We start from the raw sequence: 12238 nt of genomic DNA on the forward strand, positions 1-12238 counted from the left end.
CTGCTCACGTTAGAAGTGCTAGCGCGAGCAGGTCCTTCGCTGCACTCACGATGGCAGCCGTTTTGATTGCTCTACTTCCCCACCAATGCGCAAATTCTTTAAAATCTTACTTATGACGATTGGCGGCATTCTCGGCACCTTGCTCGTTGCCGTGGTGGCTTTCACCGGCCTTAGCCCGCAGCTGGGCGGCAAGCCCACGAAAGCAGACAAGGAAACTTACGTTAAATCAGGTCATTACAACGAGAAAGAGGGCGAGTTTGTGAATCTGATTCCGACCCGGGAAATGACCGGCGGCAGCATGCCCTCGGTGATGTGGAAATTCCTGTTCCACAAATCACCGCAGGCCGCTCCGCCTAGCCCGCTGCCCACCCAGCCGCTGGATTCGCTGGCCATCACCCGCAAAACACCCGAGATGGTGCGCGTGACGTGGTTTGGCCACTCGGCCAGCCTGGTTGAAATTGCGGGGCAGAACGTATTGCTCGACCCCATGCTGAGCGTGGAAATGGGCCCCGTGAGCTGGGCCACGCCCAACCGCTACAACCGCAGCCTGGCCATCGCGCCCGAAAAGCTGCCGCCCATTGCGGCCGTCCTCGTCTCGCACGACCACTACGACCACCTCGACTACGCCACCGTCCGCAAAATCAAGGACAAGGTGGGGCATTTCTACGTGCCGCTGGGCATCGGGCCCCACCTGCGCCGCTGGGGCGTGCCCGATTCGAAAATTGTAGAAATGAACTGGGGCGACACGGCCCGCGTAGCTGGTGGCCTCACGGTGCGCTGCACGCCCAGCCGTCACTTTTCGGGCCGCGGGCTGGGCAACCGCAACTCCACGCTGTGGTGCTCTTGGGTAATGCAGGCACCGGCCAAGCGGGTGTTTTACACCGGCGACGGCGGGTACGGACCGCATTTTGCCGCCATCGGCCAGCAGTACGGCCCCTTCGACCTTGCGCTGGTGGAATGCGGGCAGTACAACGAAAGCTGGGCCGACATTCACATGAAGCCTGAGCAGAGCGTGCAGGCGGCCCGCGACGTGCGCGCCGCCGTGATGATGCCCGTGCATTGGGGCGCCTTCACCGAGAGCCTCCACGCCTGGAACGAGCCCGTGACCCGCGCCACCGCCGAGGCCGCGCGGCTGGGCCAGCCCATCACCACGCCGCACCTGGGCGAACCGGTAACTTTGGGCACCGAGCTGCCGAAGTCGCGCTGGTGGGAGTAAGCATGTAGCGTGGACGCTGCGAGTCCGCGCTTGGGCGAACCTCCTGCTCTGCGCGGACTCGCAGCGTCCACGCTACAGTTGCCCATGCGTTACCTCCTCCTCAACAAGCCCTACGAAGTCCTTACCCAATTCACCGACGAGCACGGCCGGGCCACGCTGAAAGACTTCGTGCCCGTGCCCAACGTGTACCCCGTGGGACGGCTCGATTTTGACAGCGAGGGCCTGCTCCTGCTCACCGATGACAAGCAGCTGCAGCACCGCCTCAGCGACCCCAAATTCAAAGTCCCGAAAACCTACTGGGCCCAGGTGGAAGGCACCGTTACGGAAGCTGCCCTGCAGCACCTGCGCCGCGGCGTGCAGATAAAAGACGGCCTCTGCGACCCGGCCCGCGCCGCCGAAATACCAAAACCGGCGGGCCTGTGGGCGCGCAACCCGCCCATTCGCTATCGGGCCAGCATTCCCACCAGTTGGCTGGAAATCCAGATTTCACAGGGCATGAACCGGCAGGTGCGCAAGATGTGCGCCGCCGTGGGGCTGCCTTGTCTGCGGCTGGTGCGGGCCGCCATTGGCCCCTTGGAATTTGGCGAGTTGCAGCCCGGCCAATGGCGGGAGCTGGCGGCGGGCGAAGTACTGGAGCTTCGCAAAACAAGCGGCACGCAGCGGCGTTTCTAGGCCCCAAATGAAGAAACGTTTCCGCTTTCGTCGCCTTGCTATTCTTCTGCTAATCGGTTTCGGCCTTATGAACGCCGTAGCTTTCTTCCACGCCTGGCGCTTCACGCACTTCGCCAACGAGCCCGGCCTGCACTCGCCCAACCCCGAGCAGCTCAGCCCCGGCCAGAAGCTATGGCTGCTGCTCACCGGCATCCGCAACCCCAAGCCCCAGAACGGCCCCAAGCCCGCCTTCCCGGTCGAAACCGTCACCATTCCCAGCCCCAACGGCCCCCTCGAAGCCTGGCTGGCCCGCCCCGACAGCGGCCAGGCCCGCGGCACCGTGGCCCTGTTTCACGGCTACACCAGCAGCAAGTCGCACCTCACCCACGAGGCCGGCTACTTCCGCCGCCTGGGTTACAACGTGCTGCTCGTGGACCAGGCCGGCAACGGCAACTCCGCCGGTTTCCGCACCACCGTGGGCTACCGCGAGGCCGACGACGTGGCAGCGGCATTTCGCTGGCTGAACGATTCAACGTCGACCAAAAACCCAACACCTGAAACCCAAAACCTAATTTTATACGGCGTGAGCATGGGCGCCGTGGCCATCATGCGGGCCGAAGCCGAGCTGGGCATCCGGCCCAGTGCCAACATACTCGAATGCCCTTACGGCAACATGCGCCAGACGGCCTACAACCGTTTCGCCTCCATGCACGTGCCCGGCTTCCCCATGGCCGATTTGCTGGTGTTTTGGGGCGGCGTGCAAAACGGTTTCTGGGCTTTCGGCCTCAACGCCGAGCACTACGCCACCCAAATCCACACGCCCACCCTCCTGCTCTGGGGCACCTCCGACCCGCGCGTGACCCGCGCCGAAACAGATGCCATCTTCGCCAACCTCGCCGGCCCCAAAGCCCGCCACGATTTCCTCGGCGTGGGCCACGAGCCGTACTGGAAGCGCTATTTGGCGGATTGGGAGCGGGAGGTGCGGGGGTTCCTAGGCCGCTAACTGCCTATCTGCTTCAGTGCGCCAGAAGCGAAGAAAGTATTCATTCTGTCCAAAAGAGGCTCAATTGGCTTCCGACCAATCATGATACTGTAAAACTGATTGTTGACAGACATATTGGCGACTTGCCCATCCTCGATTTTTAACAAATATGGAAAGCCTTTTCGCTCTTTGATATCATAGAGCATTCTTGAAATGTACTTGCTATCAGCGCCAAACTCAACCTCCTTACCATTCACAAATACAATATGCACCGAAGTTGCTAACTCCGGTACAATAACGTCACGGGCAAATTCGACGCTGCTTTTGCGACTATTGTAGCAGAAGAAACAAGCACCTGCCATTCGCTCCAAAAACTGGCTGTAATCCTTCTCAAATTGCTTGTCGCTAAAATGTGCATGCAGCATGAAAAATGGAATGATGGGAATGAGCAATACGATACCCAGAAAAACCATTCCTATAACGACCAGTAGAATAATTGCTTCCGATATCTGTTCTCTCAATTGTTTCATTGGATGTACAGGCAAGCCTTTTATTAAAGAAGGAACTTCAGCTTCTAAAGTAGCATCTGTAACGGTCGCAGCGACCCAATGAACGCCCCTTCCCGCCCCCCTGTCAGGAAAATTTTGGCTGCTTGTAACAAATCCCGCCACCGCGTCGGATAACCTCCGCCGTGAGCGCCGAATCGGTGACAATCTGTCACCAAAACGGGGCTGGTACGTTGCTTGTAATCCCCGGTCAGCGGCTGCAAAGCTGCTTTCGACTGACACATTCCACTCTCAATCTTAACCAACACACCCCTCTCATGGGCAAAATAATCGGCATTGACCTCGGCACCACCAACTCGTGCGTGGCCGTGATGGAAGGCAACGAACCCGTTGTGATTCCGAACAGCGAAGGCCGCCGCACCACCCCCAGCATCGTCGCGTTTCTCGACGGGGGCAAGGGCGAGCGCAAAGTGGGCGACCCCGCCAAGCGCCAGGCCGTGACCAACCCCAAAAACACCATCGCCAGCATCAAGCGCTTCATGGGCCGCCACTTCAACGAGGTAGGCGCCGAAACGAAGCACGTGGCCTACGACGTGGTGGGCGGTACCAACAATACCGTGGCCGTGAAAATCGGCGACCGCAACTACACGCCGCAGGAAATCTCGGCCATGGTGCTCCAGAAAATGAAGCAAACCGCTGAGGACTACCTCGGCACGACCGTAACCGAAGCCGTTATCACGGTGCCGGCTTACTTCAACGACGCCCAGCGTCAGGCCACCAAAGAAGCCGGCGCCATCGCCGGCCTCGACGTGAAGCGCATCATCAACGAGCCCACCGCCGCCGCCCTGGCCTACGGCCTCGATAAGAAGCACAAAGACCAGAAAATCGCCGTGTATGACCTCGGCGGTGGTACGTTCGACATCTCCATCTTGGAGCTCGGCGATGGCGTGTTTGAAGTGCTGAGCACCAACGGCGACACCCACCTCGGCGGCGACGACTTCGACCAGGTTATCATCAACTTCCTGGCCGACCAGTTTAAGTCGGACAACGAAGGCCTCGACCTGCGCAACGACCCCATGGCCCTGCAGCGCCTCAAAGAAGCCGCTGAGAAAGCCAAAGTGGAGCTCTCCAGCTCGACCGAAACCGAAATCAACCTGCCCTACATCACCGCCACGGCCTCGGGCCCCAAGCACTTGGTGGTGAAGCTGAGCCGCGCCAAGTTTGAGCAGCTCGCCGACGACCTCGTGCGCCGCTCGATGGACCCGGTGAAAAAAGCCCTGCAAGACGCCGGCCTGAGCACCAGCGACATCGACGAGGTTATCCTCGTGGGTGGTTCGACCCGCATTCCCCGCATTCAGGAGGAAGTGGAGAAGTTCTTCGGCAAGAAGCCTTCGAAAGGCGTGAACCCCGACGAAGTGGTGGCCATCGGCGCTGCCATCCAGGGCGGTGTGCTCACCGGCGAGGTGAAGGACGTGCTGCTGCTCGACGTGACTCCCCTTTCCCTCGGTATCGAGACGATGGGCGGCGTGATGACCAAGCTCATCGAGTCGAACACCACCATCCCGACCAAGAAATCGGAAACCTTCTCGACGGCTTCGGACAACCAGCCTTCGGTAGAAATCCACGTGCTGCAAGGCGAGCGTCCGCTGGCTGCTCAGAACCGTACCATCGGCAAGTTCCACCTCGACAGCATCCCGCCCGCACCCCGCGGCGTGCCGCAGATTGAGGTAATCTTCGACATCGACGCCAACGGCATCCTGAACGTAACCGCCAAGGACAAAGGCACTGGTAAAGAGCAGAAAATCCGCATCGAAGCCAGCAGCGGCCTGAGCGACGCCGACATCAAGCGCATGCGCGACGAGGCTGCCGCCAACGCCGAAGCCGACAAAGCCGAAACCGAGCGCATCAGCAAGGTGAACGCCGCCGACTCGATGATTTTCCAGACCGAAAAGCAATTGAAAGAGTACGGCGAGAAGCTGAGCGGTGGCAACAAAACCGCCATCGAAGGCGCGCTGGCTGACCTCAAGTCGGCCCACGAAGCCAAAGACCTCGCCCGCATCGACACCGCCATGGAGGCCATCAACGCTGCCTGGCAGGCTGCCTCGCAGGAGATGTACGCGGCCGGTGGCGCTGACGGCCAGGGCGGCCAGCCCGGCGGGGGCTTCCCCGGCGGCGACGGCGGTGCCCAGGGCGGCCAAGGCCAACCCGCCGACCACGTGACCGATGTGGACTACGAAGAGGTAGACGGCAAATAAGGACCACGGATTCGCTCGGATTTTTCGGATTCTGCGGATTTTGTGAACGATGACAAAAGGCCGGGAGCGTGTGCTTCCGGCCTTTTTTGTTGCCAGCGTTTTACCTTTAACCCTGCATAGCCATTCGCGTAAGCAAGGCACTACCTGCGCACGCAATGGTTTTTAGCAGCTTTTCGGCTCGCATCCCATTTATTCTTATGAAAGTTATTTCCTCTCTGTCTTCTGCCCGCGCGCTGGCTTTTGGTGGTCTGCTACTGGCGGCTGCCTCGTGCAGCGTTAGCGAACAAGTTAAGGACAAGCCCACCGGCAAAAACGTGTCGGCCGAAGCCCTCGAAAACGAGGCCTATACCCTGATGCAGTACCGCCTCAACTTCGTGGACGAAGCCAAGCTTGGCGGCCAGGACATCCTGTTTGTGCGGCAGGCGTCAGACATCGAATCGGCGCAACAGCAACAACTTCAGGCCGCCCTGGCGAAAGGCAGCCTACCCCTGCACCTCAAAATGCGCGTGTACGCCAAAAACCCCAGCGCCACCAACGTGCAGCTCAAGCAGCTCGACTACAAGCTGCTGCTCGACGGCAAGGAGCTGACCACCGGCACCACCGGCGCCAACACGCAGCTCGAAGCCAGCGCCATTGAAACGCTGCCCATCGACGTGGACTTGAACGTGAAACCGGCCCAGCTCAACGGCAGCACTCCGGCAGCCTTCGCGGCTGGCTTCACCGATTTCACGGCCGCCAATCGCCGCCTCACCGTGCAGATTCGGCCCTTGTACGTGGGCGCCAGCGGCCGCCAGGTGCCGGCCTCTAATTTTGAGCCTCTGCAGCTGGTGACGGTGAAAAAGGCCGTTTCGGCGAAATAAACCGGTACCGCCGTCTGCTCACTTTTAAAAACGTCATGTCGCGCGCCGCCGGGACATGACGTTTTTTATTCCGAAAGAGCGCAAGAATCGGGTGGTGGGCGGTGGCTGCGCAGTGGAAATTTGTAGTCAATCAGCAGCTCCACCCCATGACCGATTACCAGCGCATCGAAGCCGCCCTCCGCTACGCCCAGGCCCATTACCAAACGCAGCCGGATTTAGAGGAAATGGCGGCTCAGGCCCACTGGAGCCCGTTTCACTTCCAGCGCAAGTTTCAGGAGTGGGCAGGCGTGTCGCCGAAGAAGTTTTTGCAGTACCTCAGCCTCGACCATGCCAAGCAGCTGCTGCGCCAGCAGGCCTCGGTGGCGGAGGCGGCCTACGAAGCCGGTCTCTCCGGGACCAGCCGCCTGCACGACCTGTTTGTGACGCTGGAAGCCATGACGCCTGGTGAATACCGCCATGGCGGCGCGGCCCTGGCCATTCGCTACAGCTTCGGCGAAAGCCCGTTTGGCCGCTATCTGGTGGCTTCCACGGACAAGGGCATCTGCAAGCTGGCGTTTCTGGAGGACGAGGAAACCGCCGTGCAGGAACTGCGGCAGGAATGGCCCAACGCCACTTTTGCGGCCGAGGAAACCGCCGGCCACGCGCAGGTGGCGCGGTTTTTTGCGCGCGACTTCTCCCCCACCGACCGGCTGCATTTGCACCTGAAAGGCACCGCTTTTCAGCTCAAAGTATGGGAATCGCTGCTGCGGGTGCCGGAGGGGCAGCTGCGTACCTACTCGCAGCTAGCCAAGGCGGCTGAGAACGGCGCGGCCGTGCGGGCCGCCGGTACTGCCATCGGGGCCAATCCGGTGGCCTACCTCATCCCCTGCCACCGCGTCATTCGCGGCACCGGCGCGCTGGGGCAATACCGCTGGGGCGCCCCGCGCAAGGCCGCGCTGCTGGGCTGGGAATCGGCCCGGGCTGCCGGGCCGATAGCAGAAGCCCTAGACGCTTAGCGCACCATCAGCCGCTTGCTTACTACGGTCGAGCCATCGCGCAAACGCACGGTGTAAACGCCAGAGGACAAGCCAGCGGTGGACAGGGAGCCGCTGACCTCACCTTTCTGCACGGGCAGTGAGACGGTGAGCATTGTTTGCCCCAATGCATTCAGCACCGTGGCTTGTACTTCGCGAGTACTAACGGGAACAGAAAGGCTCACGTGCACAAGGCCAGCGGCCGGGTTAGGCGACAGCGAAAGGAGTGATTGGGCTTGTAGCGGGCTGGTGGCCAGTGTAGCGACATTCAGCAGGATGCTAACGCCAGCGCCGAAATAGTTAGCGGAGAAAACATCCAAATCGCCGTCGTTATCGGCATCCGCAAGAATCATGTTCATGGGCTGGGCCCCGGTGGTCAACGTGGGCAATGCTGTGAAGCGGCCGTTGCCGTCGTTCAGCCATACATCAAGGGCCAGCGCGGTGGTAGTATTCGGGGCCAGAAAGTCCAAGTCGCCATCCCCGTCCACATCGCCCAGCGCTGAACTCAACACCAGGTTGCTGGTGGACGGCAGCACTTGCCCAGCCACAAAGGTTCCATTGCCCGCATTGAGCTGTACAGTTGACGTAAACTGGTTTACACCACCCCTGGTAGCAATCATGTCCAGCCGGCCGTCGCCGTTCACATCTCCTATCGTGCCCATATCCACCGTACCACTGGCTGGGGTGAACTGTCCCTGTCCATTGTTCCAATAACACCGGCTTGGGCCCACAATATCCAGGTCGCCATCTTGGTCCATATCGGCTACTTCTACCCGGGCATTGGAATTGGGCCAAGCACCCGCCGGGAAGCTGGCAACCACGGCATTGCCGCTAAATACGCCTTGGCCACTGTTGGTGAGCACCTCCAGCACCATGTCGCCGTACGACACCAGGTCTAGGTCGCCGTCGCCATCAAAGTCGCCCAGGCGCACTTGCAGGGGTTTCATGCCGACGGGTACCGTCCGGATGGTTGAAAACACCCCATTTCCGCCATTCAGGCAAACGTGAAGGGTGTTACCGGGCTGGGCATTGTCACCCGAGCAAACCGTGACAATGTCTAGGTCGCCGTCGCCGTCCACATCGCCAACATCCAGGCTGATAGGACCCAGCGCCACCTGTATCGTAGCGACGGAATAGGAACCGGTGCCCGAGGCGAGGCCCACGTACAGGAGATTGGTGGTATTAAAAGCACTGGGTCCACCCGAATTCGTCGCAATATCCACGTATCCATCCCCATTAAAATCCGCCACCCGCAATTCGTTAGAGTAGCTGCTGGCCCGCGTAGCCACCCGGGTTCCGGCTGAATATCTACCCGACCCGCCCGTGGCCGCCGCCGTGAACTGGTACACGTGCGGCACCGCCCCCGCTCCGGCCGCGCTCAGCAACGCCGCTGGTACGCTCACCGTCACGGTTTCGCCCGGCTTGAAGGCGGCCGACTGCCCGGCGGGCGCCGTGGGCGCGAGCGTCACAGTGCTACCGCTGGTGCTGGCGGTAGTGGTGCGCTGCCCCTGATACTGCGAGGAAAAAACCTTGATGTTAAGCGCTGTGGCGGGGTTAATGGGCTGCGAAAACGGAATGACCACCGGGGCGGTGCGCGGGGCGGCCACGGCATTGCGGGCCGGGCCAAGGCCGGAGCTGACCACGGCGGGACTTTGCGCCTGGGCAATGGTGCTATTAAAGCAGCCGGCCAAAATCAGGCAGAGGCCGAATCGGTGGTAAAAGTGCGTCATTATGGGCAGAAAGGCAGTTGTGAGTCGGGCAAATGTAATGATATGAAGCAGTTTAGCTTTATTTCAAAACCGAACGCCCCGCTTGGCAAAACCAAGCGGGGCGCGGGCAATTGAAGGCGCGGCGGGCGCTACGAAATCCACTTGAACTTGTACTCCAGCTTGGGCACGGGCATGCGGTCGGCCACGCGACGCAGGCGGTTGGGCAGGGCCATGATGTAGTCGCGGGCCTTTTCGGCTTCACCGGTGAGGTCTTTGACGTTGGCAATGTCCCAGTCCACGATGAGCGAGTCCAGGATGTCGGTGTAGTCGTTGCTGGTGTACACGCCCAGGCGCTGGGCGGCGTCGGTGAAGTGGCCGAATGTCTTGCCCATTTCCACGCCCATTTCGCGCATGTAGTGGGCCGGCATCACAATTTTCTTGCGCATCATGTCCTCGAAGGCCAGCATCATCTCGCTCGGGTCGAGCTCGAAAATCTTGCTCACGAAGGCCTTGTACACGCGGGCGTGGCGGGTTTCGTCGCCGGCAATCATGCCGCAGATTTTGGAGAGCTGGTCGTCGCCGGCTTTGCGGGCCAGCTGGCCCACGCGGCGGTGCGAGATGTTGGTGGCCTGCTCCTGGTAGCTCGTGTACACGAAGGCACGGTACGGGTCGTTGGCCGTGCCCAGGTCGAAGGCGTCGTTGATAAGGTACTGGGTGCTGACCTCAAACTCGCGCATGTTCACGCGGCCCGAGAGATAGAGGTAGCGGTTGAGCAGGTCGCCGTGGCGGTTTTCCTCGGCCGTCCACCCTCGAATCCACTCGGCCCAGCCGTTGTTGCGGTCGCGGTTGATGTTGTCGAGCTCGTGGAACCAGGCCTCGTAGTTGGGCAGGGCTTCCTCGGTGATGGTGTCGCCGATGAGCACGGCCAGCAGGTCGTAGCTCAGGCTGCCGGCCTTTTCGCGCAGCTCCTTCACCTCGTCAAAAAACGTGTCGCGGCGCGAGTCGGGCAGGTAGTCGGCCGGCTGCCAGCTGTCTTCCACGCTTTTGAGGAAGGTGCTCATGTTTTCTTTCAGGTAGCCCTCCATTTGCTGGAGGACTTCGCCGCGGGTTATCGAGATGGACGTTTGCATGGGGTGAGCGAAAAAGCGTGAAGGGGTGATGAAAGAAACGCTTTTCGCGCAACAAAGGTCCGGCCCAACCGTAGGGGGCCGGGTATAAGATTATGGCATTAGCCGGATTCGACGGGCAGACAGGAGCCCTTTTTGTGGCCGGAAGCGCCTTTTTTCGCCTGCGGAAGGCGATTTCTGTCCCACCACGGGTTAGTTCCGGGCCGGGCCAGTCCTATTCGGGGCTTCACCCAAGGCCTGGCGGCGCATCAGCCACCGGGCGGCGTCGGGCGTAAGCAGCCACCAGGCCGACGCCCCAGCGGCCGGTTCAGTTCGGGCCAGCCGCCGGAGGCACTCGGTCTGGTCGGCGGTGCCGCTCAGGGCCCGGCGCAAAGCGGCCTGCGAAGCGTCGGCGGATTGCCAGCCCGTGAGCAGCAAGACCGGGCCGCGCCCCAAGTTGTAAGTGCGAAAGGGCGACAAGCTTTTCAGCCAGTCGTTGTGGCCCGCGAGTACGGGAATGGCGCTTTGGCGTCGGTGGGCAACGTAGGCAAGGTCCCGTTCATTGGTGCGTTGCTCGAAGTGCAGCGCGCGCTGCCGGTGCCAAGTCTTGGCCCCGTACAAGCCCAGCACCAAAGCCCCGCCTGCCAGAACCGCCCCACGCCAGCGCGGCGCCAGCCCAAGCCAGAACGAGGCCGCTTGGCCGGGGGCGGGCTCAGAGCCAGGCCCCAGCCAGTAGGCCAAGTTGCTGAGCAACCAGAAATCGAGCAGCGGCAACTCCACCCGGGGGGGTAGCTTGAGCAGGCCCGCCAGCACCAGCAGCCCGTTCGCAAAAGCCATTTGCACGACCCAAAACCAAGCCAGCCGCTCCCGGCGGCGCAGTCCCAGCCCGCCGGAAACCGCCAGTGCCAGCAACACGGGAAAATAGTCGCGCTCCAGCAGCCCTAGGCGCAGCCCCACCTTCGCGGGCACTTCCTGGCCGAAGAAGCGGGCTGCATCAAAATGATAGGCCTGCTGAAAGAGCCTCTCGTTTACTACCGACGAGTCGCCCAGAAGCCATAGGCCAACGGCTGCAGTGCCGAGGCTATCGAGGGGCGTGTGCGGCTGGGGCTGTAATTGATTGTAATCTAGAATACGGGTTAGTGAAGCGTCGCGGCGCCGGGCAGCGGCTTCGGCAGGCGTTTGCAGCCAATGCAGGACGCCGGTGACTAATAGCAGCCCCAGCGCCGCGCTGCCCAACACGGGCGCGGCCCGTCGCCAGCCGCCGGCCAGCAGCAGCGCTGCCGGCACCACGGCCACAGCACCCAGCACCGCCAACCCGGGCCGCACCAGCCAGGCAGCCACCAATGCCAGCAGCCCCAGCGCCAATGCGCCACGCCGCCCCGGGCGTTGAGCGGCAAACAGCACGCCCGCCCCGGCCAGCAGCAGCGCCGCTCGCCCGTGGCTGAACCACAGCCAGTGTTCCAGCCAGGCCAGGCCAAAAAACAGCGTCAGCACCAACGCCAGCGGCACCGGCCGCAGATGTGGCCGCAGCAGCCGGTCGAGCACCGCGAAAACCAGCACAGTGGCTGTTGCCAGCAGGAAACCGAGCAGCAGTCCCAGCCAGGGCACTCCTGGGTCCCACGCGTACGCCGCCGCCAGCAGGTGCCCATAGCCGTGCATGTACAGCGGCACCGAGGCCACCGGCTTGAGCGCCAGCACCCCCGAAAACAACCAGGCCAGCGTCTGGTCGTCACTGGTTTCGGTGTAGCTGCCGAGCCCCTTCACCGTGGCCGCTATGAGCACCAGGGGCAGCAAAACGACGCGCGTAGCTCGGCCAAAAAACCAATTCATGGCCGCAAGAACGGGAGGATTTTGGTGGCTGGTGGCCGGTATTGGGTTTTAGGTGTTCGGTTTTAGGTGTTCGGTGTTCGGTAATATTATCAGACTCCATCCAACACCGA

General features: G+C 61.6%; 10 protein-coding genes. 6 read left to right on the forward strand and 4 right to left on the reverse strand.

Features of this window, described 5'->3' with window-relative positions:
- The first annotated feature begins 85 nt into the window (after positions 1-85).
- The 3 genes from MTP16_RS18500 (at position 86) to MTP16_RS18510 (ending at position 2870) form a co-directional block, all read left to right on the forward strand.
- On the forward strand, positions 86-1216 hold the full coding sequence (locus MTP16_RS18500) for an MBL fold metallo-hydrolase (protein WP_243512756.1): 1131 nt from the start codon (positions 86-88) through the stop codon (positions 1214-1216).
- An 84-nt stretch (positions 1217-1300) separates the two neighbouring features.
- Positions 1301-1888, forward strand: coding sequence for a pseudouridine synthase (locus MTP16_RS18505; protein WP_243512757.1), 588 nt, complete (start codon positions 1301-1303; stop codon positions 1886-1888).
- A gap of 67 nt (positions 1889-1955) precedes the next feature.
- On the forward strand, positions 1956-2870 hold the full coding sequence (locus MTP16_RS18510; protein ID WP_243512759.1) for an alpha/beta hydrolase: 915 nt from the start codon (positions 1956-1958) through the stop codon (positions 2868-2870).
- On the opposite strand, the gene MTP16_RS18515 is transcribed toward MTP16_RS18510, so the two are convergent.
- A complete protein-coding gene (locus tag MTP16_RS18515) occupies positions 2867-3520 on the reverse strand; it encodes a hypothetical protein (RefSeq protein ID WP_243512761.1) in 654 nt (217 codons plus the stop codon). The genes MTP16_RS18510 and MTP16_RS18515 overlap by 4 nt on opposite strands.
- 152 nt (positions 3521-3672) lie before the next feature.
- On the opposite strand from MTP16_RS18515, the gene dnaK reads away from it, so the two are divergent.
- The 3 genes from dnaK (at position 3673) to MTP16_RS18530 (ending at position 7465) form a co-directional block, all read left to right on the forward strand.
- A complete protein-coding gene (gene dnaK / locus MTP16_RS18520) occupies positions 3673-5610 on the forward strand; it encodes a molecular chaperone DnaK (RefSeq protein ID WP_243512763.1) in 1938 nt (645 codons plus the stop codon).
- A gap of 197 nt (positions 5611-5807) precedes the next feature.
- On the forward strand, positions 5808-6470 hold the full coding sequence (locus MTP16_RS18525) for a hypothetical protein (protein WP_243512764.1): 663 nt from the start codon (positions 5808-5810) through the stop codon (positions 6468-6470).
- A 146-nt stretch (positions 6471-6616) separates the two neighbouring features.
- Positions 6617-7465, forward strand: a complete 849-nt coding sequence (locus MTP16_RS18530; RefSeq protein WP_243512765.1) for a bifunctional transcriptional activator/DNA repair enzyme AdaA — start codon at positions 6617-6619, stop codon at positions 7463-7465.
- On the opposite strand, the gene MTP16_RS18535 is transcribed toward MTP16_RS18530, so the two are convergent.
- The 3 genes from MTP16_RS18535 to MTP16_RS18545 all read right to left on the reverse strand — a co-directional run bounded on the left by MTP16_RS18535 (position 7462) and on the right by MTP16_RS18545 (position 12128).
- A complete protein-coding gene (locus tag MTP16_RS18535) occupies positions 7462-9213 on the reverse strand; it encodes an FG-GAP-like repeat-containing protein (protein WP_243512766.1) in 1752 nt (583 codons plus the stop codon). The two genes, MTP16_RS18530 and MTP16_RS18535, sit on opposite strands and share 4 nt — an antisense overlap.
- 128 nt (positions 9214-9341) lie before the next feature.
- Positions 9342-10322: an acyl-ACP desaturase gene (locus MTP16_RS18540; RefSeq protein WP_243512767.1), complete on the reverse strand. Its 981-nt coding sequence runs from the start codon at positions 10320-10322 to the stop codon at positions 9342-9344.
- Between the two features lie 189 nt (positions 10323-10511).
- Complete coding sequence (locus MTP16_RS18545; protein WP_243512768.1) at positions 10512-12128, reverse strand: hypothetical protein; 1617 nt, start codon at positions 12126-12128, stop codon at positions 10512-10514.
- Between the last annotated feature and the right edge of the window lie 110 nt (positions 12129-12238).

Source organism: Hymenobacter monticola, from assembly GCF_022811645.1.
GTDB classification, from domain to species: domain Bacteria; phylum Bacteroidota; class Bacteroidia; order Cytophagales; family Hymenobacteraceae; genus Hymenobacter; species Hymenobacter monticola.